This window comes from Paenibacillus sp. Z6-24 (genome assembly GCF_054161335.1).
Genome location: NZ_CP096398.1, coordinates 361,001 through 384,343, shown reverse-complemented (window position 1 = coordinate 384,343; position 23,343 = coordinate 361,001). Strand labels below are relative to the sequence as shown.

General features: G+C 52.7%; 21 protein-coding genes. 12 read left to right on the top strand and 9 right to left on the bottom strand.

Annotated elements, in window-relative coordinates; genetic code table 11:
* Positions 1–36 precede the first annotated feature (36 nt).
* From M1D61_RS01665 to M1D61_RS01655, 3 genes are read right to left on the bottom strand one after another with little or no spacing between them, the layout of a single operon-like run.
* A complete protein-coding gene (locus tag M1D61_RS01665; protein WP_458120896.1) occupies positions 37–1,095 on the bottom strand; it encodes a YcjF family protein in 1,059 nt (352 codons plus the stop codon).
* 11 nt (positions 1,096–1,106) lie between these two features.
* A complete protein-coding gene (locus tag M1D61_RS01660) occupies positions 1,107–1,790 on the bottom strand; it encodes a Na-translocating system protein MpsC family protein (protein WP_458120895.1) in 684 nt (227 codons plus the stop codon).
* Between the two features lie 54 nt (positions 1,791–1,844).
* Positions 1,845–2,873, bottom strand: a complete 1,029-nt coding sequence (locus tag M1D61_RS01655; RefSeq protein ID WP_458120894.1) for a zinc-binding alcohol dehydrogenase family protein — start codon at positions 2,871–2,873, stop codon at positions 1,845–1,847.
* Positions 2,874–3,321: 448 nt separating this feature from the next.
* Between M1D61_RS01655 and M1D61_RS01650 the strand changes: the two genes are divergently transcribed.
* The 6 genes from M1D61_RS01650 to M1D61_RS01625 all read left to right on the top strand — a co-directional run bounded on the left by M1D61_RS01650 (position 3,322) and on the right by M1D61_RS01625 (position 9,257).
* Entirely contained in the window at positions 3,322–4,182 is an 861-nt protein-coding gene (locus tag M1D61_RS01650) for a sugar phosphate isomerase/epimerase family protein (RefSeq protein WP_458120893.1), read from the top strand.
* On the top strand, positions 4,179–5,357 hold the full coding sequence (locus M1D61_RS01645) for a Gfo/Idh/MocA family protein (protein WP_458120892.1): 1,179 nt from the start codon (positions 4,179–4,181) through the stop codon (positions 5,355–5,357). Before M1D61_RS01650 ends, M1D61_RS01645 begins: the two co-directional genes overlap by 4 nt.
* A gap of 44 nt (positions 5,358–5,401) precedes the next feature.
* Complete coding sequence (locus M1D61_RS01640) at positions 5,402–6,538, top strand: Gfo/Idh/MocA family protein (protein WP_458120891.1); 1,137 nt, start codon at positions 5,402–5,404, stop codon at positions 6,536–6,538.
* A gap of 254 nt (positions 6,539–6,792) precedes the next feature.
* A complete protein-coding gene (locus tag M1D61_RS01635; protein ID WP_458120890.1) occupies positions 6,793–7,650 on the top strand; it encodes an AraC family transcriptional regulator in 858 nt (285 codons plus the stop codon).
* Between the two features lie 204 nt (positions 7,651–7,854).
* Positions 7,855–8,796 (top strand): NADP-dependent oxidoreductase, encoded by a 942-nt coding sequence (locus tag M1D61_RS01630; protein ID WP_458120889.1) that lies wholly within the window; start codon positions 7,855–7,857, stop codon positions 8,794–8,796.
* Between the two features lie 128 nt (positions 8,797–8,924).
* Positions 8,925–9,257: a hypothetical protein gene (locus tag M1D61_RS01625; protein ID WP_458120888.1), complete on the top strand. Its 333-nt coding sequence runs from the start codon at positions 8,925–8,927 to the stop codon at positions 9,255–9,257.
* A gap of 223 nt (positions 9,258–9,480) precedes the next feature.
* On the opposite strand, the gene M1D61_RS01620 is transcribed toward M1D61_RS01625, so the two are convergent.
* The 3 genes from M1D61_RS01620 to M1D61_RS01610 all read right to left on the bottom strand — a co-directional run bounded on the left by M1D61_RS01620 (position 9,481) and on the right by M1D61_RS01610 (position 11,610).
* A complete protein-coding gene (locus tag M1D61_RS01620; protein ID WP_458120887.1) occupies positions 9,481–10,335 on the bottom strand; it encodes an SDR family oxidoreductase in 855 nt (284 codons plus the stop codon).
* 104 nt (positions 10,336–10,439) lie between these two features.
* On the bottom strand, positions 10,440–10,862 hold the full coding sequence (locus M1D61_RS01615) for an Rrf2 family transcriptional regulator (RefSeq protein ID WP_458120886.1): 423 nt from the start codon (positions 10,860–10,862) through the stop codon (positions 10,440–10,442).
* A gap of 97 nt (positions 10,863–10,959) precedes the next feature.
* Positions 10,960–11,610: a pyroglutamyl-peptidase I gene (locus M1D61_RS01610; protein ID WP_458120885.1), complete on the bottom strand. Its 651-nt coding sequence runs from the start codon at positions 11,608–11,610 to the stop codon at positions 10,960–10,962.
* Positions 11,611–11,829: 219 nt separating this feature from the next.
* Between M1D61_RS01610 and M1D61_RS01605 the strand changes: the two genes are divergently transcribed.
* The 5 genes from M1D61_RS01605 (at position 11,830) to M1D61_RS01585 (ending at position 16,864) form a co-directional block, all read left to right on the top strand.
* Positions 11,830–12,324: a glutathione peroxidase gene (locus tag M1D61_RS01605; RefSeq protein ID WP_046212632.1), complete on the top strand. Its 495-nt coding sequence runs from the start codon at positions 11,830–11,832 to the stop codon at positions 12,322–12,324.
* A 100-nt stretch (positions 12,325–12,424) separates the two neighbouring features.
* On the top strand, positions 12,425–12,820 hold the full coding sequence (locus M1D61_RS01600; RefSeq protein WP_046212631.1) for a rhodanese-like domain-containing protein: 396 nt from the start codon (positions 12,425–12,427) through the stop codon (positions 12,818–12,820).
* A 474-nt stretch (positions 12,821–13,294) separates the two neighbouring features.
* Positions 13,295–14,971 carry an alpha-amylase gene (locus M1D61_RS01595; RefSeq protein WP_458120884.1) on the top strand — a complete coding sequence of 559 codons (1,677 nt, stop codon included), beginning with the start codon at positions 13,295–13,297 and terminating at the stop codon, positions 14,969–14,971.
* A gap of 201 nt (positions 14,972–15,172) precedes the next feature.
* The gene (locus M1D61_RS01590; RefSeq protein WP_458120883.1) at positions 15,173–16,261 is read left to right on the top strand and encodes a DNA alkylation repair protein; all 1,089 of its coding nucleotides are present in this window, start codon (positions 15,173–15,175) and stop codon (positions 16,259–16,261) included.
* 78 nt (positions 16,262–16,339) lie between these two features.
* Positions 16,340–16,864: a ClbS/DfsB family four-helix bundle protein gene (locus M1D61_RS01585; RefSeq protein WP_458120882.1), complete on the top strand. Its 525-nt coding sequence runs from the start codon at positions 16,340–16,342 to the stop codon at positions 16,862–16,864.
* A gap of 105 nt (positions 16,865–16,969) precedes the next feature.
* Here M1D61_RS01585 and M1D61_RS01580 read toward each other — a convergent pair whose 3' ends face one another.
* Both M1D61_RS01580 and M1D61_RS01575 read right to left on the bottom strand, forming a co-directional pair.
* Positions 16,970–17,566: a nitroreductase family protein gene (locus M1D61_RS01580; protein ID WP_458120881.1), complete on the bottom strand. Its 597-nt coding sequence runs from the start codon at positions 17,564–17,566 to the stop codon at positions 16,970–16,972.
* A 166-nt stretch (positions 17,567–17,732) separates the two neighbouring features.
* The gene (locus tag M1D61_RS01575; RefSeq protein ID WP_458120880.1) at positions 17,733–20,732 is read right to left on the bottom strand and encodes a tail fiber protein; all 3,000 of its coding nucleotides are present in this window, start codon (positions 20,730–20,732) and stop codon (positions 17,733–17,735) included.
* Positions 20,733–21,035: 303 nt separating this feature from the next.
* Here M1D61_RS01575 and M1D61_RS01570 point away from each other — a divergent pair, with 303 nt between their 5' ends.
* On the top strand, positions 21,036–21,881 hold the full coding sequence (locus M1D61_RS01570; RefSeq protein ID WP_458120879.1) for a DUF72 domain-containing protein: 846 nt from the start codon (positions 21,036–21,038) through the stop codon (positions 21,879–21,881).
* A 373-nt stretch (positions 21,882–22,254) separates the two neighbouring features.
* On the opposite strand, the gene M1D61_RS01565 is transcribed toward M1D61_RS01570, so the two are convergent.
* Positions 22,255–23,331, bottom strand: a complete 1,077-nt coding sequence (locus M1D61_RS01565) for a DUF1835 domain-containing protein (RefSeq protein ID WP_458120878.1) — start codon at positions 23,329–23,331, stop codon at positions 22,255–22,257.
* Between the last annotated feature and the right edge of the window lie 12 nt (positions 23,332–23,343).

Genomic DNA, 23,343 nt, shown 5'->3' with positions numbered 1-23,343 from the left:
TGGCATACAGACACTCTCAGTGAATAAGCAGGCTGATTATCTGCGTTTGCCTTTGTCTTCCTCGATGGCAGGCAGATCGTCCTTTTTCTTGACTTTGTCGCGGAACTTGCGGTACAGACGGCTGATGCTTTCCGGGGTAACATCGATGCCGCGTTCATAGGCGTATTTTACCGAGTAGCCCAGTGCGAGTGTCACTGAACCGGCGACGCCTGCACCGACGACCGAACCTGCACCCGGGAAAATCTTGCTGATCTGGGCGAACAGGCTTTTGCCCATATTGCCGACAATCGAGGCGATGACGATTTCCTTGGCGGTCTCCCGGCTGAGCGGGCGCTCGTACAGTGCTGCCAGGCGGGTCAACAGACCGATCTGGATCGCAGTCAGCGGAATAATGTCCGCTCCCGGGATCGGTGCTGCTCCGATCGCTCCGGCAGAAGTAGCGGCGCCAATAATCCATTTGTTGGCGGTAGAGGACTTTTCCTTGATCGTACGGGCGAACAAAATGTCCTTACTTTTTTTTTTGAGCATGTCGAGGATGCTGCCGCGCAGCTTGTCGATATTCTGTCCGGTGCGCGACGAAATTGGAATGACCTCATACCGGTCCCCGGTCTCCTGACGGATGCGGCGTACGAGCCGCTCGATCTCATCAGCGGCATCAATTTTGTTCAGTACAATCAGGATATTGGTATTGATCTTTTCCAGCGCTTCCAGTGACTTTTTCTCCGCTTCGGAGAACACGGTACCGGCCGCATTGAGGAAAAACAGCACCACATCGGTCTGGCGGTAATAGTCACGGGTGACGCTGGAATTATTGACATTAACATCATTCAGTCCCGGTGTGTCGATCAGTACGATCTTCTCCCGGTAAGGATATGGCCGGATCTCGGTCGTCTCTCCCGGCTCGGCACCGACACCGGCCACCTCGTCTCCGATAATCTGGTTGATGGTGGACGATTTGCCGGCATTAACGTCACCGACCAGTGCAATCATTACCTCTTCTTCCATCTGACGGTTGATCTCATCCATTTCCTGGTCAAACGCCTGATCGGCGGCTTTGCGGATCGTTGCTTTGAGCTGCTGGTCTTTGCTGTTCATTTCAGTCCTCCTTATTTGAATTGATAGATCAGTACACTGCGGTCATGATCAAACTGCCAGTCCAGATAGAGCGCTTCGACTTCAAGGCCGAGAATCTCGGGAATACGGCTGTGATACAGAAATTCATTGCGCTCCAGTACACGTTTTGTTTTGCGCAGCAGCTCCTTGGCCCCTTGCCGCAGCAATTCCTGCTCCAGCGGAATCAGCAGGCCGTCACGGACGATCACCAGCAGACGTTCATCCATCCAGAAGCTGTATATGCGGTCTGGAACCCGCTGGACACCATTTGTAATCTCACTGGTTCGTTCATTCACTTCATACTGATGGGGAAAACTCTCCGCCGTCTCTGCAAAAGCATCCCCTTCCAGCAGACCCACGATCATCCCGGAGAAATCCCGTTCTTCCCAGTCGTAATACATATCCTTGATCCGGATACCAAACTGCTCCTTCATATCCCGCGTGAAATTCTGCAGCGTATATTCCATCATCAACTCCCGCAGGGTGCGAAAAACATCCGGGTCTTCCTTTTGCCGTACGATATTTTCCATGCGGGACCCAATGAAATCTTTTAAATGAAGAATAATACAGCGTTCGTCCAGCCAAATGCCGACTTCCGGACACTGGCTCTCATAATATTCATTGATTCGCTTGGTCATATATACAGCAACAGGATGATCTGTAGACATCCTTTTCATAAAAAAGGCTCCCCCTCTATCTATTCGTATGCTCTACCGGACGAATCAGGCTTTCTATTCCCACCCCGCCAGCACCAGCTTGCCAATCGTGCTGCCGGATTCCAGCTGCTGATGAGCGTGACGCAGATTCGCCGCATGGATGGGCTGCAGGCGCTGCGACTCGGTGGTCCGCAATATGCACTGATCCACCAGACGGGCTACCATATCCAGAATCTGCTGCTGCCGCTGCATATCTGCCGTACCGTATTTGGCCCGGGTGAACATGAATTCCCATGTAAAGGAAGCACTTTTGTCTTTGAGCAGATTCAGATCAAGCGGCTGCTCAGTCTCTACAATCGAGCAGATCCGGCCCTGCGGCGCAATTACATCCGCCATGGACTCCCAATGCTGGTCGGTATGATTCAGGCAGAAAATATAATCCACTTCCGGCATCCCCAGCTGCTCCAACTGCGGCCGGAAGGGTTCCCTGTGGTTGATCACATGATGAGCGCCATGATCCAGCGCCCACTGTCTGGTCTCGCTGCGGGACGCTGTTCCGATAACGGTCAGACCGGCCTGGCGAGCGATCTGGGTAGCGATCGAGCCGACACCTCCGGCTGCATTGATAATCAGCATGGATTTATCTTTATTCTCCGCCGGTTCTGTCGGTACTCCGAGCCGATCATGGATGCCTTCCCAGGCCGTGAGAGAAGTGAGCGGCAGGGCGGCAGCTGCGGCGTAGTCAAGCACTGCCGGCTTGTGCGCGACAATTCGCTCATCGACCAGATGATATTCGCTGTTGCCGCCCGCACGGGTCACACTGCCAGCATAATACACTTGATCGCCGGGTTTGAATCCCTGAACCTGCTCCCCGACCGCTTCGACAATGCCGGCAACATCCCAGCCAAGAATTACAGGCTCCGGTTCTATCCTGTCTTTGGGGGCACGGAGCTTGGTATCGACCGGGTTTACGGAGATCGCCTGTACATGGACGAGCAGATCATGTCCACTCGCCTGCGGCCGGGGAAGCCATAGATCCTGCAGACTGTCCGGCTGTTCAATTGGGAGATAGCGCGTGAGTCCTACTGCTTTCATTTCTGCCATTAAGGGTTCCTCCTCTGCATCGGTTCATCCGGGTCAGGACGTATCCGCTACTCTGTCTATTACTTTTAACTTTTAATATAGTACCCCTTTTCGGCAGCATTGATGTGCCCGGATAGCGGTCATCCCTAATTTATTCGCATTTCCTGTCCTGTTCCGCATATTTATCTGGTATTTATCTGACAGTATGGCATTGAACCGGTTATTTATCTGCCGTTCCACTGTTAGTGAGATTCCCTGTCCGCCTGCATAGCGCCATGCTACAATGCATTTGTATGAAAACGATTTCAAATTAAAGAATTATAAACTCTTTATACAACAAACGATAACAAATGCATACTGAACGAATAGTAAATGAGCAGCAAACAAGCGGCGACCAAGCCGTGGACGAACTGCGGCTGAACGGCTGGTTTGCAGCCGAAAGATGCATACCCAAGAGAGGATGATAGATATGAAATTATCCGTATTTACCGTATGTACGCCCGATCTGACACCGGAACAGCTCGTGGCTGCGGCGGCAGGCGCCGGAATTGAAGGAATCGAGTGGCGCTATGCCGGTATCCCGGCCGATGCCATTCAGGAAGCTCCTTCCTTCTGGAGGCACAACCTCTGCTCTATTGATCCGAAGACTTCTGCAGAGCAACTGCAGACGATCCGCTCGGCTGCCAAGCAGCGGGGACTGCGCTCGATTGCACTCGTTCCCTATCTGAAGTGCGGTGATCTGGACAGTGCCCATCAGGCATTTGATACGGCGCAGCAGCTGGGCGCGTCGATGATGCGTGTCGGTATTCCGCGTTATGACAGGCAGCGGCACTATGAAGATCTGGAGATCGAAGCGATCCGTTATCTGTCCAGCATCCAGGAGCTGGCCAGCCAGTATGGCATCAAGGCACTGGTCGAGACTCATCACGAGACGATTGCGCCCAGCGCCTCCATGGCGATGCGGCTGGTCGGACACCTCAATCCGGCTCATGTCGGCATACTGTATGATCCGGGCAATATGGTGTATGAAGGATATGAGAACTACCGCATGGGTATTCAGCTGCTCGGTCCGTACCTCGCGCATGTCCATGTCAAAAATGCCGGCTGGCTGCGCAGTGAGGAACGCTGGCAGTGCCAGTGGCTTCCCCTGCTGGAAGGCAGCGTACCCTGGGAGCAAATTATCGCCGATCTGGCAGCTTCCGGATATGAGGGTTATCTGGGCGTTGAAGACTTTAGCGGACAGTTCGGTTCGGACGAGATGCTGAACCATTTTGCCGGAGTATTCCGTGAACAGCTCCAGCAACATGGAGAGGAGGCACAATCATTATGACCTCATCCATACGTGTAGCCGTGATCGGCATTGGCAATATGGGCAGTACCCATGCACGCACCCTGCTGTCCGGCACGATTCCCGGTGCAGAACTGACAGCCGTATCCGATGTACGGGCATCCATGAAAGCCTGGAGCCGGGAGAATCTGCCGGAATCGGTCATATTCTGGGATGATCCGGAGCAGCTCATGCAGTCAGGTACAGTCGATGCTGTGCTTCTGGCTACGCCGCACAAGGATCATCCTGGCCAGGCGATCACCGCTTTGCGCCATGGTCTGCATGTGCTGGTGGAGAAGCCTGCCGGAGTGAGTACCCGTGAAGTGCAGCAGATGAATAATGCTGCGGCTGCCGCGCCCGGATGCGTATTTGCGATTATGTACAATCAGCGGACCAATCCGGTTTACCGCAAGCTGCGTGATCTGATTGCTGCCGGCGAGCTGGGGGAGATCCGCCGGCTGAACTGGATCATTACCAACTGGTACCGGGCGCAGAGCTACTACGATTCCGGCGGCTGGCGGGCGACCTGGAGCGGCGAAGGCGGCGGTGTGCTGATCAACCAGTGTCCGCATCAGCTCGATCTGCTGCAGTGGACGACCGGGATGATGCCAGCGCGCATCCGTGCCTTTTGCCGGTTCGGTCGTTACCGGAATATCGAGGTGGAAGATGATGTGACCGCATATGCCGAATACGATAATGGGGCCAGTGCCGTATTCATTACGACCACCGGCGAATATCCGGGGACCAACCGTTTTGAAGTGACCGGGGACCGCGGGAAGATCGTGATCGAGCAGGACAAGCTGACCTTCTGGCGGCTGCGCGAACCGGAACCGGTGTTCAATGAACGTTATGAAGGCGCGTTTGGACATCCGGAATGCTGGCAGTGCGATATTCCGATCGAAGAGACCGAGACCGGACATCCCGGCATTATCCGCAACTGGATCGAGGCGATTCTTCACGGCACACCGCTGATCGCTCCCGGTGAAGAAGGCATCCGCGGACTGACACTGTCCAATGCGATGCTGCTCTCCACCTGGGAAGATGACTGGGTCACTCTACCTATAGATGAAAAACAATTTGAAGATCATTTGGCCCGGCGGCGTGAGGAATCGACCTTTTCCGGGTATATTACGGATAAAGAATCAATGCCAGCGGATATGAGCAAAACGTACAAATAACAACTAAATACCAACCTGCATAGCAGTGTGAAAGGAAGATCAGAATGAGCAAGGATGGAATGTTTTATGCGCCGACAACGGAGTATCAACGTGAACCGATCTGCGGGCCGGGGGAATTCCCGATTGCAGTCGCGGCAATGGATCACGGGCATATTTACGGCATGTGTGCCGGTCTGGTCGAAGCCGGAGCAAACGTCAAATGGATCTATGACCGCAATCCGAAGCGACTGGCTTCCTTTCACAAACATTATCCAGAGGCACGGATCGCCTCGTCCATAGCGGAGATTCTGCAGGATGATGCCGTTAGGCTGGTCGCCGCAGCAGCGATCACTTCCGAACGCGGGCCGCTCGGCGTGCGGGTGATGCAGGCGGGCAAAGATTATTTTACCGATAAAGCGCCCTTCACAACGATGGAACAGCTGATCGAAGCCAGGATCGAGACCGCCCGCACCGGACGCAAGTACATGGTCTATTACAGTGAACGGCTGCACGTGGAGAGTGCCATCTATGCCCAGCAGCTGATCAGCCAGGGAGCGATCGGAAGAGTCGTTCAGCTGATGGGCACCGGGCCGCATCAGCTGGTCGCGAACAAGCGGCCGGACTGGTTTTTCCGCCGGGAACAGTATGGCGGCATTCTCTGTGATATCGGCAGCCACCAGATCGAGCAGTTCCTGACCTTTACCGGATCTGCCGATGCGATGATCAATCACAGCCGGGTCGCCAATTTCAATCATCCGCAGTATCCGGAGCTGGAGGATTTTGGCGAGATCTCCCTCACCGGGGACAGCGGGGCTTCCGGTTATATGCGGGTCGACTGGTTCACACCGGACGGACTCGGCACCTGGGGAGACGGACGGACCCTGCTGCTCGGAACAGACGGTTATATCGAACTGCGCAAATACATCGATATCGCCCGTGATCCCATGCGGGATCATGTGTATCTGGTCAATCACGAGGGAGAGTATCATTTTAATGTATCCGGCAAAGTGGGCTTTCCCTTCTTCGGTCAGCTGATCCGCGATGTACTGGATCGGACCGAGACCGCGATGACACAGGATCATGCCTTCAAGGCCGCCGAGCTGTGCCTGCTTGCCCAGCAGCGTGCCTGGGATCAGCCGGATGGTCTGCTCGGATTTGGCACACCGCAGGGAATCACAGGCAGATTGCATTATAACCGATAGTATCCGGCGCCGGATGGTCTGCAGAGGCAGGTCAGCCGGCGCTTTGTTTATTGGCATCACAGGCCCGGCATCGGTAGTCAGGCTGCAATCAACGTAATTTCCGTTTCCCCTGCCTGCTGCCTCCTCTATTATGTATCTTCGGACTCTTTATAATTTCTTTCCGGTAAGAAAGCAATTCTGCTGATTCCCTTTTCAAAGTAGTGATACAATGGGATCAAATGATGTAAGCGCTACCGAAAAGGAGAAGATTGCCCATGCCGGAGACGATGCAGATGGATCATGCAATTACTTATGGATACCGCTCTGCCAAACCTTTTCACCCGCCGGCAGTCGACGGGTTTCATTCTCATCTGCAGTATGAAGTCTATTACTTTCATGAAGGCATCTGTACCTATATTATTGGCGAACACAGTTACCATCTGCGTCCGGGAGATGTGCTGCTGATGCATGGACGGACACTGCATCGGCCGCATCCGCAGCCGGATCATCCGTATGTGCGTTCGACGCTTCATTTCGATCCGACCCTGCTGCATGAATATATCCGGCAGGAGCATGTCAGCGGACTGCTGCTGCCTTTTGAACAGTCCGGCAACCGGCGCATATCCCTAAGCCGGGAAGAACAGCCGGAATTCGAGCAGATGCTGGCTCAGCTGGCCGCGCTGCCGCTGGAAGAGCAGGGCAAGGTATCCTTTCGCTTTATCCTCAAGCTGTGTGAGCTGCTCTCCATGCTCGCCAGCCGCTGCCGGGAAGAGCAGAGCGACAGCAGCAGGGCCGGCAAGGAGCTGTATGTGCAGCATATTCTCGATTATATCGAGGCCTGCTATATGCATGAGATTACCCTGGAGCAGATCGCGGATCATCTTCATTTATCCCGTGCCTATATTGCGGCTCTGTTCAAGGAATGGACCGGCATGACCATTTTTAAATACCTGTATCATCGCCGAATCAGCCAGGCTCGGCTGCTGCTCCATTATCAGCGCGAACTGTCGATCACCGAGATCAGCCGGTTGTCCGGCTTCAAGCAGCCGGCTCACTTCAGCCGGATGTTCAAGCAGATGGTCGGCTGTTCGCCGGAGAGTTATCGCTCCCGGCCGGATCACGATCCCTTCTGATCCAACCGTTACCCCCTGATTCCACCCTCGATTGCTTCGTCGATACAGAGATACCCCCCTTCTGTATCCCTGTCGGCACTTCATCTAAAAACGCACTTAGGAGTCTCTTCCCGCTGGAGGTGCGTTGGCAGGCCGGCAAAATGGGTATGTGATATAGAGAGAATACTGTATTACCATTCCCATCACTACCGAGGAGGCCAATTTATGAAAGCCATCGTCATTGAACAATATGGAGATAAAGATCAGCTCAAACAAATGGAAGTTCCCGATCCTGTTCCCGGTGAACATCAGGTTGTCGTCAAACTCAAAGCGACCTCCATTAATCCGATTGATTGGAAGCTGCGCGCCGGATATCTGAAAGGCATGATGGACTGGGAGTTTCCGATTATTCTCGGCTGGGATGCCGCCGGTATCATTACCGAAGTCGGCTCGGCCGTCACCGAATGGAAAATCGGCGACAAAGTATTCGCCCGTCCGGAAACGACCCGATTCGGTACATATGCCGAATATACACTTGTCGATGATCATCTGCTCGCTCCACTGCCGCCGGCTATCAGCTATCAGGAAGCGGCTTCGGTACCGCTGGCCGGTCTGACCGCATGGCAGGCACTTTTCGATCATGGACAGCTCAAAGCCGGGGAAAAAGTGTTAATTCACGCCGGTGCAGGCGGCGTCGGCAGCCTGGCGATCCAACTCGCCAAAAATGCGCAGGCCTATGTCATTACAACCGCCAGCGCGCAAAATGCCGAATTCCTCAAATCACTCGGTGCGGATGAAGTGATCGATTACAAATCAACCAACTTTGCCGAAGTACTGTCCGATATCGATCTGGTATTCGATACCATGGGCGAACAGATTCAAAAGGACAGCTTTAAAGTGCTCAAGCGCGATACCGGTCGCCTGATCTCCATTGTGGGTCAGCCTGATGAGAACATCGCCCGTGAGATGAACGTTACCGCCAAGTCGATCTGGCTGCAGCCGGATGGCAAGCAGCTGCAGGAGTTCGGCCAGCTGATGGAACAGCGCAAAGTCAATGCGATCGTCGGCACCGAGATTCCGTTCTCCGAAGAAGGGCTGCGCAAGGCGCATGAGCTCAGCGAGACACACCATGCCAAAGGCAAAATCGTCATTACATTCGAAGATTAACATTGCTGCCGCTCACCAGCCTGCTGGCGATTGGTTATATATCCTGTGATCCGGCGGTTCATTACAGAGCCGCCGCTAATATATAATGAACGGTAACATTACTCCAATCCCGCAAGGAGGTGCAGCCTGTGTGGCTCATTAATCCATCGACTGCGTTCCCTGATCCGCTGTTCCGTATCATCTGGCTGCTGGAGCTGATCGTTCTGCTGGTGCTTGTACTGGCTGCATTCCGGTGGTCACGCCGTGCCTGGATCGGCAGTATCGTCCTGTTCGTCATCGGTCTGGCTGCCACCCTGCCCGGCTGGATCTATCAGCTGATCTACCCGGACCCGATCGGCGCGCTGATCGATATTCCGCTGCTGCTGATGTTTCCGCTGATGGCAGTCAGTCTGATCTGGGCAATCGTCGCCTGGATCATGCGACTGACCTCTGGTCGCCGCAAGGCCGGCTCCATGTCCTAATTGAAAGCAGCTGCAGTCCGTACGAATACAGCGGGCTGCAGGGAAATATAAATGATCTGTATCCAAAACAACCGCCTCGCATGACCGGTAAAACATAACCGGTGATACGGGGCGGCTGTTTGTTGTACTGCTTTACAGTATGCTTGTTATGCTGCTTTTCACTGCGCTTTTTGTGCTTCTTTTATAAAAAAAGACAATCCGTGATATGCCATGCATCCCAAGCTTATTGGCCAATAATCTGACGCAGTGCTTCAATAGTCGGTGTCAGCGGGCGGCCGAGCAGCTTTTCAAAATCACTGTGGTCGGTCTCCAGATAGCCTTCGCGGATACCCTGCTGAATGCCTACCAGCATCGGCAGGATAAATTCCGGCAGACCGGCGGCTTTCATAATCTCTGCATACGTCTGATCATCCACATGCTGTACGGTAACCTCCTTGCCGAGAACCGTACCGACAGCGGCGGCCAGTTCATCCTGGGTGAGCAGCGGCCCGGACAGTTCATACGTCGTATTCTCATGTCCGGCTGGAAGTACCGCTGCTGCTGCAGCAGCGTAGTCGTCCTGGGTCGCCCAGCCGACTTTGCCGGAACCGGCGGAAGTGACCCATGGCGCACCTGCCTGAACCGCCTGGATGGTGGACAGTTCATTTTCCAGATACCAGTTGTTGCGCAGGAAGGAATATGGGATACCAGCAGCCAGAATTGCCTGTTCTGTTTCTTTATGGACAGGGGCCAGCATCAGCTTGCTCTCCTGGGCATTGGTTACGCTCGTGTAGGCGATAAAGCCGACATTGGCGCGTGCTGCCGCAGCGACTGCGTCTTTGTGCTGACGGATGCGTGTCTCGTTATCGCCGTCGGCAGAGATGATCAGCAGACGATCCACTCCGGCAAACGCCTGATCCAGCGTATCCGGCTGGTCGAAATCACCGTGACGCACATCGACGCCCAATGCGCGCAGATGCTCGGCTTTGGCCGGATTGCGCACGCTGACAGCCAGCTCGCTGGCGGGTACGGTCTGCAGCAGTTTCTCAACGATTTTGGAGCCCAATTTACCGGTTGCACCTGTTACTAAAATAGTCATTCGTATTCCTCCTGATATGTTGTAATAGTTTTCGTTATAACACGTATAGTTACAACAAATGTACAAAATAAAAGCTCTGTGAAGAGCCTTTATTGTTTCCTGGTTTATATCTCGGCAAGCTGCTTGTTCAGCTGGTCCAGTGTGGTTTGTGCCAGTCTCTGTTCCATTGCATTCTGCGCATCACGCAGCTCCTGCTGCAATACCTGCTCGATATTGCGGCCAACCTGACAGGCAATATTCGGATTATCATGAATGCCGAACAGCTGGTTCTCATCAGCGGCATGTACCGCACGGTAAATATCCAGCAGCGTGATCTGTCCAGGCTCCTTGAGCAGATAGGCACCGCCTACACCTGCACGAACCTCGATCAAGCCTGCCTTTTTGAGCATACCCATAATGCGGCGGATTACCACCGGATTGGTATTTACACTCGCTGCGATAAAGTCACCGGTACATTCCAGCGGACACATATCGATGAGCGACAGGGTATGCACCGCCATGGAAAAGCGTGTACTGATTTGTTTCATTTGTATCACCACCGTTGTAACCATTCTAGTTACCACCCGGCAGACTGTCAATATTTAAAAAGGCAGTACCGTATTCCAAAAAGAATGTCTGTCTCTTCTATACGGAAGCGGCGTCCGCCTGCAGCTGCTCGGCGGTCGTACGGACGATCAGCTGCAGCGCACGGGACATGAGGCTGATCGGCAGTGACGGCAATGACGGCTTATGCAGTGCCATCTCGGTCGATGCCGGGAAATGAACGAATCCGGCCAGCACTTCCGGCCGCTGCTGCTGCAAATAGTCGAGAATGCCATACATCGTATTGTTGCAAATAAACGTACCGGCGGTGTTGGAGATCTCGGCCGGAATGCCATTTTCCACGAGACGGTCGGTAATCCGGCGAATCGGCAGCGTTGCAAACAGTCCATCCGGACCGCATTCATGAATCGGCACGTCGATCGGTCTGGCGTTGCGATTGTCCGCATAGCCGGCGCTCGGCTCTACACTCTTGATATTGACAGCGATCCGCTCCACGCTGACGGCAGTCCGTCCGGCAGCAAGTCCGCAGGCAATAACCGCATCCGGCCGGAACTCCTCTACCGCCTGGATCAGCAGCTCTACACATTCATCATAATGCACCGGCAGCAGCAGCGTACGCAGCTCCAGCGTCAGATCGGACCATTTGTGATCCGCGATCACTTCCAGCAGATACTCGGTCGGGTTGATTGTATGTCCACCAAACGGTTCAAATCCGGATATCAATATTCTCATCAGTGCATCCTCCTTGGTCATAGGTACGGGTACATCACTAATTCGCAGCGGAGCGTCTGTATTCCTCTTTTTACCAGTAAACTTCTGCTGACATACCGATCCGGATTTCTGCCAAATATTGTTGATCTTCCATTTGACTTTGAAGGAGATTGCGCTATAATTATAATATGTTTGATAAAATATAATTTTGCAAAATAAAAGATGCGGGGAGATGGAATAATGTCTGTTTACGATTATTCTGCTGCAACGATTGATAAGGAAGAGAAATCTCTATCCGATTACCAGGGCAAGGCGCTGCTGATCGTCAATACAGCGAGCGGCTGCGGTCTGACTCCTCAATACGAAGGATTGCAAAAGTTATACGATACGTACAAAGATTCCGGATTGGAAGTGCTGGGCTTCCCGTGCAACCAGTTTATGGGCCAGGAGCCGGGCACCGAAGAAGAGATCAAGGATTTCTGCCAGGTGAACTACAGCGTCAGCTTCCCCTTGTTCGCCAAGGTCGATGTAAAGGGCGAGAACGCACATCCGCTGTACCGTTATCTGGTCGATGCTGCACCTGAGCCGTCCCGTACCGGTGATATCGAGTGGAACTTTGCCAAATTCCTGGTGGATGCCAAAGGGAATGTAGTCAAACAGTACCCTTCCCGTCTGGACCCGGCCGAGATTGAAGCCGATATTCAAAAAGTACTTGCTGGAGAAGCTGTTTCCTGACTTCTCTCTCCCATTTCTGGGTAAATATACTTGGTTCAACGTCACTGTCACATAGTCAGGTAATTTATACTTATATTCCATTTCAGGAGGATGATGAATTATGGCATTAACATTTACAGACATGGTCACACAGGCAAGAAACAACGTTCCGGGTGTTACTTCCCAGGAAGCACGCGAGAAAATCAACAGCAACCCCAACACACTCGTTATCGACGTACAGGATGCGGCTGATGCCGGTGCCTGCGGTCTGATCCCGAGCGGCGTGAACATCTCACTGGGCATGCTGCCGATCCGTGCGGATCTGGGCGTTCCTGCCGAGCTGCGCGACGAGCGTCTGAGCGATCGCAGCCGTCCGGTACTGGTAACCTGTGGTGCAGGCGGCCAGGCAGCTCTGGGCGCATACGCACTGAAGATGATGGGCTTCACCGATGTGGCTTACATCGATGGCGGTACAGCAGCATGGAAACAAGCCGGCTTTGAAGTAGAAGAAGCGTAAACCCCTTGCGCTCTGCATTACAGCATCCCTTTCACCCCCTTATATAACCATAACGAATCCCCCTGCAGAACACGACTGCAAGGGGATTTTTTGATAGATATCTTTTTGAGAGCTACCTTTTTGATATATACAATCCATTTCCCTCTGTGCCTGGGGCAAAATGCACATTATCAAGGAGTACGGCGACACTACCGATGTGCTCGAAGATACGTATCTCAATACGAAGATCTGAACCCCCAAAACCAATGGATGCGTGAATGCGTAATATTGACGTTTTAATTGCATTTTCTCTCCGTTAGCAGAAATTCATATTAAAATACTGCTATATGTTTAGCCGTGATAACTAAATGGGTAATGTTTCTCACAGCCGTACGCCATCTACGACAGATCTGCGCTATGAGAGTAATCCGCTCTCTATCTCTTGCCTGGTCGGCAGATCGTCCGCTTGAATAGAGGAAAAAAGGGGATGTATACATGAATCGCAATGTAACAATGATGCAATTTTTTGAGTGGCATGTCGAAGCGGATGGTTCACATTGGAAGAGGCTGCAGGATATCGCTCCCGAGCTGAAGCAGGCCGGAATCGGCACACTCTGGATTCCTCCTGTTACCAAAGGACACACGCCGCAGGATACCGGTTACGGCGTTTACGATTTGTATGATCTCGGCGAATTTGATCAAAAAGGCGCTGTCGGCACAAAGTACGGTACCAAAAAGGAACTGCTTGACGCGATTGCCGTCTGTCATCGGCTTGGCATGAACGTGTATATCGACCTGGTAATGAACCATAAAGCAGGTGCGGATGAGACGGAAGTCTTTCAAGTGGTCGAGGTCGATCCTAACAATCGGACAGAGGTCATCTCTGAACCTTTTGAGATTGAAGGCTGGACCAAGTTCACTTTTCCCGGACGCGGTGATACGTACTCTGCAATGAAGTGGGATTACCGGCATTTTAACGGAACCGACTATGATAACCGTGAGGGACGGACAGGCATCTTCCGTATCGCTGACGGGGACAAGCAGTGGAATGAAAATGTCGATAACGAGTTCGGCAACTATGATTACCTCATGTTCGCCAATATCGATTACAATATGCCGGAAGTGCGCGACGAGATGATCAACTGGGGCAAATGGATGATCGATACGACCCGCTGTGACGGTTTCCGTCTGGATGCCATCAAGCATATTAACTATGAGTTCATCCGCAACTTTGTCGGTGAGATGATCAGCAAGCGCGGACAGGACTTCTACATCGTTGGCGAGTTCTGGAATCCGGAGCTGGCGGCCTGCCAGGAGTTCCTCGATACGGTCGATTACCAGATTGACCTGTTCGACGTCTCCCTGCACTACAAGCTGCACGCAGCTTCCATATCCGGCAACTCATTCGATCTGTCGACTATCTTCAACGATACGCTCGTACAGACACACCCGACACATGCGGTCACCTTTGTCGACAATCATGATTCCCAGCCCAATGAAGCGCTGGAATCCTGGATCGAAGACTGGTTCAAGCCTCTCGCCTACTCGCTGATTTTGCTGCGCCAGGAAGGCTATCCATGTGTATTCTATGGCGATTACTTTGGGATCGGTGGCGAGAATCCGATTCCAGGCAAAAAGGAAATGCTGGACTGCCTGCTGTATGCCCGCTACCACAAATCCTATGGCGAGCAGGATGATTATTTTGATCATCCGAACACTATCGGCTGGGTGCGCCGAGGCAGCAGCGAGATCGAGCGTTCCGGCTGTGCGGTCGTTATGACCAATGGCGAAGAAGGCGAAAAACGAATGTTTGTCGGAGAAGAACGTGCCGGCGAGATCTGGATTGACCTGACCCGCAACCGTCAGCACCATGTACAGATCGAGGAAGACGGCTGGGCCAACTTCCCGGTCAATGGCGGCAGCGTATCCGTCTGGACACTACCGGAGACCGATCTGACCGAGGATGAAGTGGAGAGCTATTATGCGTCGCAGCCATGCCTCGCGATTCCGGAAAGCGGCGTACTGGAGGAAGGCTCCGATCTGCTGAACATCGAGCCATCCGAGCATGATCCTGCTTCCAGCGCAGAAGAAACTGCTGCGGACACGTCCGATACACAAGAGGACGAGCCAGGAGAAGATGATCCGGGCGAGGCGAATCCAAGTCCGTCCTGATCACCCCTGAATTCGTAAATCTGTATTATCAAAAGCGTTCCCCTTATACAGCCAAACAGCCGGAAGTCTTCCCTCCTATCAGGAAAAGACTTCCGGCTGTTTGGCGTAATAGAACCACAAGATTTCTGCATGGCAATTATGGTATGTTGGTAAGGAAGAGAACGATGCATACATACGATTATGGAAAATGGGGTGACCTGATTGGAAACGTTCAAAGAGCTTTATAACGATACCTTTTTGCAGGAGTTCTCGGCAAGAATGCAGCGGTATGCAGCGGATTTCCGGGAGCAGGAATTTTACGATCATGTCCATGCTGCCGGATGGGAGCAGCTGGCGTTCAAGCAGCGCATCCGACGGATCAGCGAAGCGCTGACCGCAACGCTGTCTCTTCCCTATGAACAGTTCATTCCGATTCTGCTGGAGGCGGCGCCCGAGTGCACGGGAGTCCAGTATTTATTTCTCCCGGACTATGTGGAGCTGAACGGGCTGGATCATCATGAGCTGTCCATGCATGCACTGGAGCAGCTCACCTGCTACTCCAGTGCAGAGTTCGCGGTGCGTCCTTTTATCCTGCAGGACCCGGAGCGGATGCTGGAGCAGATGAATCGGTGGGCGGATCATGAGAATGAGCATATTCGCCGGCTCGCCAGCGAAGGATTTCGTCCGCGGCTGCCGTGGTCGTTTCAGCTCAAGATGTTCATTGCCGATCCGGAGCCAACGCTGCGAATACTGGACAAGCTAAAACAGGATCCTTCCCTGTATGTACGCAAAAGCGTCGCCAATCATCTGAATGATATCGCCAAGGATCATCCGGACCGGATAGCCGCTATTGCACGGGAATGGTATGGCAAGCATCCCCATACCGATTGGATTGTTCGCCATGGCTGCCGTACCCTGCTCAAACAGGATCATCCGGAGGTAATGGATCTGTTCGGTTACCTGCCGAATGAACAGGTTCGGGTCAGTGATCTGATGGTGAGCACGCCGGAGGTGGAGATTGGCGGGGAGATCGAGCTTACCTTTACCCTGTTCAACGAGACCTCATCTGCCCAGAATCTACGGATCGATTATGAGGTCGACCTGATGAAAGCCAACGGACGCCACGCCGCCAAGCGCTTTCGCTGGGTATCCCGCGAGTTCGCTCCCGGAGAGCACCTGATGCGCAAAAAACATTCGTTCAAGCTGATCACGACGCGTGTGTATTACCCTGGCGTTCATCATATCCGGCTGTATGTCAATGGCGCGAACCAGGGCGATGTTTCCTTTGTACTGACGGCACCGGAGAGCTAGACGTATAGCGCATGCTGCACAGGAATTGCTGTTGCAGCATACAGCGTGGTTACCCTAACCAATTCGGGAGGGATCATAATGCCTTATATTCAGGTAGAAGAGCTCGTAGATGAGATCCGCAAACGCTATACTCTTCTGGATCAGGAATTTGATGACGTAGATGAAAAAGATAGACATCTTCGTATCGAAGATGTGGATCGTACTCCGTATGAGATGCTCGCCTATCAGCTCGGCTGGCTGCATCTGCTGCTGGGCTGGGAAGCGGATGAGCTGCGCGGACAGTCTGTAGTCACCCCCGCTCCCGGCTACAAGTGGAACCAGCTGGGAGGACTGTATCAGCAATTTTATGACGACTATCGTGACTGTTCGCTTGCAGCGATGCGTACCCTGCTGCGTCAATATGTGGATCAATGCTGCGATTGGCTAGAGACGCTTCGCGAAGAAGAACTTTTCCAGCCCGGACAACGGCAGTGGGCAGCAAATCAGGCCCAGTGGCCGATCTGGAAATGGGTACATATCAATACAGTCGCTCCTTTCAAAACATTTCGTACACGGATACGGAAATGGAAACGCCTTGCTGGCGGTATATCAAAACAGCAGTAAGCGGCTCCATTCCGGCCCCAAAATTCTTCTAAACACATCAAAAAAGCAGGCACCCTCTCCTACAGGTGCCTGCTTTTTAAATCTATATGCATATACGGTTATTCGTTATTTCAGTACTTTGATCCGTTCTTCCAGCGGCTTGAATTCCTTGTCTCCTGCCGGAGCGGTCGGTTTGCCGAATGGCATCTGTGCGATCAGCTTCCAGTTCTCCGGAATGTCCCACTCGGCTTTGATTTTCTCGTCGATCAGCGGGTTGTAATGCTGCAGTGATGCGCCGTAGCCTTCCGCTTCCAGCAGTGTCCAGACCAGATACTGGTGCATCCCGGAGGATTGCTGTGACCAGATCGGGAAGTTATCCTGATACGCTTTGAACTGTTCCTGCATCCCGCGGATCACAGACTCATCCTCGAAGAACAGGATCGTACCGTAACCGGCTTTGAAGCTGTCCATTTTTTGCTGGGTCGGTGCAAAGTTCTCGGCTGGTACGATTTCCTTGAGAATATTCGTGGTGAACTCCCACAGCTGGTCATGCTTCTCGCCCAGCAAGATCATCACCCGGGCGCTCTGGGAGTTAAACGCAGAAGGCGTATACAGCACAACCTGCTCCACAATCTCCTGAATCCGCTCGTCAGAGGTAACTGCCTCTTTGCTGATTCCATAAATACTTCTGCGGTTCTTCATTGCGCTAAGTATATCAGTCATGAAAATCATCCTCCTTCATATGTGGGTGGATATCATTCCCACTTCATACTTAACCAGTCCGGTAGAAGAAATATCAGCCGCTTACCAAATTAAAGAATTATTGCACAAACAGACACATGCCGATAGATGGCATATGTCTGCTTCTTGTAAAAACGAATCCGCAATCCTAGCTGCTGCGCATGGCTTTGATCATCATGATGACTTTGACCGCTTCGGCCCGTGTCGTCTGACCGGCAGGATCAAAGGTATTAGCTGATTTGCCGTTAATAATTCCGGTCTGCTGCATGGCCGCTACTGCCCCCTTCGCCCATGCAGGAATCTTTTTGTCATCCGTAAAAGCAGTCTTCGACTGGGACATACCATTACTATCCAGCGCTGCGGCTGCCATCACAGCCATTTCGGCGCGCGTTATCCGATCATTCGGACGGAAGGAACCATCCGCATGGCCGCGAACCCAGTCCTGTCGTACCGCCTCGGCAATCGCCGGACGGGCCCAGCTGCCGATGGTCTCTTTATCGGTAAAAGTAAGCGGGGTCTCGCTTCCCGGCAATCCCATAGCCTGAAGCAGCATGACCGCAAATTCGGCGCGGGTCACCGCCTGCCCCGGTTTGAAGGACCCATCGGCATAACCTCTGACAATACCGGCATCTACCGCCTGACGAATGCTCTCTTCGGCCCAGTGTCCGCCAATATCGCTGAGTGTCACCGGTGCAGCATCCGCTGCTGTATCCCTGCCTGTAGTCGGCTGTGGTGTGACAGTACCAGTATTCGTATCAGCTGCAAGCACGGCGAATTTGGTGAAATGGTCCACTTGCGCCGTAATCTGATTGCCACTCATCCGGCTGCCTTCGACCAGCGTCCAGACGCCTGTACTTTCGTTCAGATAATAGATGCCGGGGGTCTGGCTGCCGGTTAACCCGGACGGATCAAAAGTCAGCGTCAGCGTAACCGGAACGTTAAAATTTCGGGAGACATTCTTGAGCAGCTCATACACCGGGCTGACCGGCTTGATTCCACTCGTCCATAATCCCTGTGTATCGCTGTCGGCAAGACGATTGATCGATATCTTTAGTTCCTCTGCTGCCGCATGGGCAGGGATCTGGAGCCGGATACCGGAGCCGATGCTGACTTCCCCGGCACGTCCGATCGGAAGGGTCAGCTGTCCGTTCGTGGAGCTTGCTGTGATCGGTGAACCGGCTGGACGATCATTATCGTCATCGTCCGTTACCGGATTGAGCTGCCATCCGGCATACAGCGTCAGATTGCCGGTGAGTGGTGTCACGCCAAAGCGAAAGCGCTCCGACAGCGCGCCATCGGTATACCAGCCATCGAACCGGTAGCCACTTTTCACCGGCTGCGCAGGTTCTGCGAGTGTATCACCATATTCCACAAACACATCCGGCACGACTGTACCGCCATAGGTGTTGAACGTTACGGTGTATGCTTCGGTTACCCATTTGGCGTACAGTATAAGATCTCCTGTAATCCGCGTCTGATTGAAATCAAATGGCTCTGTCCGCTCCCGGTCTGCGTACCAGCCGGCGAACAGATAACCTGTACGGGATGGGGCAGCCGGCTGAACGACCCTTTCCCCATAATTAACGTTCAGATCCGCTACCGCTGTTCCTCCCTGGCTGTCAAACGTAATCGTTCGCGGAAAATACACACTAAAATCCACCGTGCTGACATTGCCTGCCGAATCCGTAACGACAAGCAGATGCGAGCCTTCCCTCATGACTGTCGTGCCGCTGACAAATGGAATGCCATCCAGCGTGGCTGTACCTTCATCAAAGGTAATCACCGGACCGGTCGTATAGGTCTGTCCATACGTTACGCCCGTCACTGCAGGTGGGGTTCGATCAATCGTGAACCGGACAACCGTACTGCCAATAGGGTTGGTAACGTTCAGCGTATACGTGCCCTCTGCCGTAATGGCCGTGCCGCTGGTGTACGGCTGCCCATTCAATACCGCCGTACCACCTGTAAATGCAGGCATTACCGCTGTATTGTACACACCCTGATCCTGTACTCCGCTGATCACCGGTGGCTCCGTCTCATTCACTGTAATCGTCACGGTCGCAGCAGCAACGCCGCTGTCGTTGACAGCTTCATAAGCGAAACTGTCCGTACCTGTATAATCCTGCTCAGGCGTATATTGAAAGCTGCCATCGCTACGGAAGCTCACTGCTCCATGTGTAGGCTGTCTAATCAGACGGGCTGTGGATGCATCCATATCATTGGACAGCACTCCCCTTCCGGTAACGTTCAGCACCCCGTTTTTGTCCACGGTATACTGATCGTTATTGGCATTCGGCCGATAGAATTCCACCGAAGGAAATATGCCTGTAAGTGCAGTGTAATAGATTAGCCCCGCTTGATTGTCCTTCAGATCCGGCAGCTGGAAATTGGTTCTGCCGTCCCCGCCAAATCTCGTGCCCAGCAAGCTGAACAGCGCCTGATTCTGTATGATCGGAAGAATCGTTCCTTCGGCTTTGCCAAGCCCGTTTACGGATACCGGAACAGCAAATGGAATGGTCTCCCCTATATATTCCGCACCGGTCATCTGATTATAATGGGAAGGATCCGTGGATATCAGATAATGTACATTTTCCTGAGGATCCGGCAAATCGGGAAGCCGGAACGTAGTCACCCCGTCCCCGCCAAAGTTCGTGCCCAGCACGCTGTACAATGCAGAATGATCCGCGATGTTCAGCATCTGCCCACGGGCAGCCATCCATCCGGAAGGTGCAAAATGGTATGGAAACAGACGGATCTCGCTCAGCATGGCGTTGCCTATTCCGTATTCGCTCTCCTCCCTGCTCGGGAAATTCCCCTGTATCGCTATGTAATACCCCATCCCTTCAGGCGCATTCGCACGCAGATCCGGCAGGGCAAATGTCGATTTGCCATCCCCGCCAAAATTGGTGCCCAAGAGGGCAAATAATGCGGTATTGGACTGGATGGATAGTTGCTGTCCTGCAGCATACACCCAGCCTCTGGACGCCCTTTCATAAGGAAAGAACTGGATCTCCCCAAGATACGGTTCCACTCCTGCTGCAGAGGCATACTGCGGCAGTAAAGGCTGATTCAGTACGCCGCCCGAACATAGCAGAAGCACCATCACCATCCAGATTTTGCCCAGCAAGCCAAGCCTTTGTTTACTCATTCGTTCATCCCCTGTTTTCTTTAGTTTTATTTATCATTTCATCACAGCCGTATGCCGCTTCGCCTGATGCCGAACATGTATGACAGTTATGATGATCTCAGTGTAAACGAAGCTCTGCTGAAAGAGAATGTATTTAAATTTTTACATAAAATCAAGTACAGACGTATTCCTGCTTGCCGGTTCGGAGGTATGAACAAATCGCCAGCTGTTTAGGGTTTGACAGCATTCGTTTAATAATCGGTATCAAGTGGATACCCGCTTGCCCAGATCAACCTGCTCCAGCAGCAAAGGAGGCGAACCGCCATGATTGAAGTCGGATTAACCGGGTTCGGGGATCATCCCGAACTATATGGAAAAATCAAAGCGCCCGAGCGGCTGCCTGCCTATAGCCAGCATTTTCCGATTGTAGAGATCGACAGTTCCTTTTATGCGGTACAACCGGTCAAAAATGTCACCAAATGGGTCGAACAGACACCAGAGCATTTTGGCTTTATTTTCAAGGCGTATCAGGGCATGACCGGGCATCTGCGCGGTAAAAAGAACTATTTTGATACCAAGGAAGAGATGTTCGAGGCGTTCCATGTATCGCTCAAACCGGCGATTGATGCGGGCAAGCTGAGGATGGCACTGTTCCAGTATCCGCCCTGGTTTGACTGCAATCGGGACAATGTGGAGACACTGCGCGAGACACGCGAACTAATGAAAGACGTCCCATGTGCGCTGGAGTTCCGCAACCAGACCTGGTACATGCCGGAGTTCCGTGAGCGTACGCTAGAATTCATGCGTAAGGAAGGCTGGATTCATACGATTGTGGATGAGCCGCAGGCCGGAATGGGCTCAATCCCGATCATTACGGCTGCCACGTCCCGGCAGGCGACCTATGTGCGTATGCACGGCCGCAATGTGGACGGCTGGCACAAGAGCAGCCACCCGGACTGGCGCAAGCTGCGTTATCTGTACAACTACAATACCGAGGAACTGACCGAGTGGCGTGACCGCCTGCTGCAGCTGCAGGAACAGACGGATCATATCTACATCGTGTTCAACAACAACTCGGCAGGCGATGCCACACCTAACGCCCAGGAGCTGATCCGGATGCTGGCGGAAAAGGAAGCCTTGTCGGAGAAGCATAATATCAGCAGCAGCTGATCGAGGAATCTGCGTCACTGTCTGGCAGACAGCGGATAAAGGGTTCATTCGTTGCAAGTATACTTGGATTACAGATTATCCAGTCACATCAAACAGCCGATTCTTTGGGAGATCGGCTGTTTTTGCTGTATTCTGTACTGCTGCAAGGATTATTCGCTTATACATACACAATATTATTCATTTATGTATAATTATTCATCCTTGCATGAATATTCATTTATTCTCGCGGACTTATGCATCCGCATAACTTGACCGAATGCCTGGGGATAGGCTGTGGATAATTTTATTGAGAATAGCTTAAATAAGTATAAATTTCAATTGATCAACAATTACTTTATTACGTGTTATTCGTTCATTACTGCTATTTGTTCTTTTATGCGTCTACAGGCAGTTCCCGGTTGCGGCGAATGCTGTAGCCCGCTGATCCACCAGGTACACCTTTTATTTCAAGCACGCCGCTGTAGGCCAGTTCCCGCAGACGATATTCCCAAAAGGCATCACCTGTAAACTGTTCATTATAGGCCATCGCCTCAGCAATCAGCCGGGCAGCAATAAGGAAATCATTATTGCCGGAAGTCGGCGGCCGAAGTTTATCCAGCTTGTCCAGCAAATAGACATCATGGTAGTCCACCGGAACTTCCTGCACCTGGTGGTTGTTCCATATGCGCAAGACACCGTTCTGCTGCGTAAGTGTCTGCCATTCAGCAGATAGCTGCCCACGCTGCCCGGCATCGAGATAATGTGTATCGTTTCCGGTCATTTGCAGTACCTGCTGCAGTTTGGCGGAAGGGATCTCGCCGGAATGATGATAATGCTGGGCGGTATCCTCACTGTTGTACAGCTGCTCGCAGATAGCACATGGATTATATACCGCTATTGGTTGGGGCAGACTGCGCAGCAGATAAAGGGCATGCCGCAGCCCCATTTGCTCACAGGCATTATCATCGGCCCAGATCATAATACGGGCCTGCTCCGGAATCCGGGCTATATCATCCAGCAGCTCGGTGTACTGCTCCTCGGCCGGCTCCCTTTCATTCGCGCAGCCGGCGATATGGTCCCTGAACCATTCACTTCGCGCAGCCCTTCCCGCTGCCGAGTCCAGATGCTGCACCGGTCCAATCGCATAATTCTCGGTCAGTACAATCAGCTTGTGGGAGCCCGATGGGTCTTCTTTGGCCAGCGCGACCTTCATACTGCCGGCTATGGAAGTGCCGCAAACGATATGGACATGGGTGCAGTGATCATCCGGTCTCCATAATTCCTGTCTTTCCCTCACGCCAACGATCTCTTCATACACTTCGGTCAGTTCATCCGGTAAGATATCCGGCTTTCCAGCCTGTTCATCCAGCTGCCTAATCCGAAGGAGCAGCGTCGTCAGATAATGCCGAACCTGTTCATTGTTCAATTCCTGTACAGCCTGCTGAATATACAGTGCATCCTGCCTGTTCAAATGGAATCGCCT

What these genes read in the sequence shown, in the direction of transcription:
- M1D61_RS01605 (WP_046212632.1), top strand. Translation starts at nt 11,830, where the DNA reads ATGTCTGTTTACGATTATTCTGCTGCAACGATTGATAAGGAAGAGAAA.
- M1D61_RS01615 (WP_458120886.1), bottom strand. Translation starts at nt 10,862, where the DNA reads ATGAAACAAATCAGTACACGCTTTTCCATGGCGGTGCATACCCTGTCG.
- M1D61_RS01600 (WP_046212631.1), top strand. Translation starts at nt 12,425, where the DNA reads ATGGCATTAACATTTACAGACATGGTCACACAGGCAAGAAACAACGTT.
- M1D61_RS01575 (WP_458120880.1), bottom strand. Translation starts at nt 20,732, where the DNA reads ATGAGTAAACAAAGGCTTGGCTTGCTGGGCAAAATCTGGATGGTGATG.
- M1D61_RS01570 (WP_458120879.1), top strand. Translation starts at nt 21,036, where the DNA reads ATGATTGAAGTCGGATTAACCGGGTTCGGGGATCATCCCGAACTATAT.
- M1D61_RS01595 (WP_458120884.1), top strand. Translation starts at nt 13,295, where the DNA reads ATGAATCGCAATGTAACAATGATGCAATTTTTTGAGTGGCATGTCGAA.
- M1D61_RS01610 (WP_458120885.1), bottom strand. Translation starts at nt 11,610, where the DNA reads ATGAGAATATTGATATCCGGATTTGAACCGTTTGGTGGACATACAATC.
- M1D61_RS01665 (WP_458120896.1), bottom strand. Translation starts at nt 1,095, where the DNA reads ATGAACAGCAAAGACCAGCAGCTCAAAGCAACGATCCGCAAAGCCGCC.
- M1D61_RS01660 (WP_458120895.1), bottom strand. Translation starts at nt 1,790, where the DNA reads ATGAAAAGGATGTCTACAGATCATCCTGTTGCTGTATATATGACCAAG.
- M1D61_RS01630 (WP_458120889.1), top strand. Translation starts at nt 7,855, where the DNA reads ATGAAAGCCATCGTCATTGAACAATATGGAGATAAAGATCAGCTCAAA.
- M1D61_RS01585 (WP_458120882.1), top strand. Translation starts at nt 16,340, where the DNA reads ATGCCTTATATTCAGGTAGAAGAGCTCGTAGATGAGATCCGCAAACGC.
- M1D61_RS01645 (WP_458120892.1), top strand. Translation starts at nt 4,179, where the DNA reads ATGACCTCATCCATACGTGTAGCCGTGATCGGCATTGGCAATATGGGC.
- M1D61_RS01640 (WP_458120891.1), top strand. Translation starts at nt 5,402, where the DNA reads ATGAGCAAGGATGGAATGTTTTATGCGCCGACAACGGAGTATCAACGT.
- M1D61_RS01635 (WP_458120890.1), top strand. Translation starts at nt 6,793, where the DNA reads ATGCCGGAGACGATGCAGATGGATCATGCAATTACTTATGGATACCGC.
- M1D61_RS01620 (WP_458120887.1), bottom strand. Translation starts at nt 10,335, where the DNA reads ATGACTATTTTAGTAACAGGTGCAACCGGTAAATTGGGCTCCAAAATC.
- M1D61_RS01655 (WP_458120894.1), bottom strand. Translation starts at nt 2,873, where the DNA reads ATGGCAGAAATGAAAGCAGTAGGACTCACGCGCTATCTCCCAATTGAA.
- M1D61_RS01580 (WP_458120881.1), bottom strand. Translation starts at nt 17,566, where the DNA reads ATGACTGATATACTTAGCGCAATGAAGAACCGCAGAAGTATTTATGGA.
- M1D61_RS01650 (WP_458120893.1), top strand. Translation starts at nt 3,322, where the DNA reads ATGAAATTATCCGTATTTACCGTATGTACGCCCGATCTGACACCGGAA.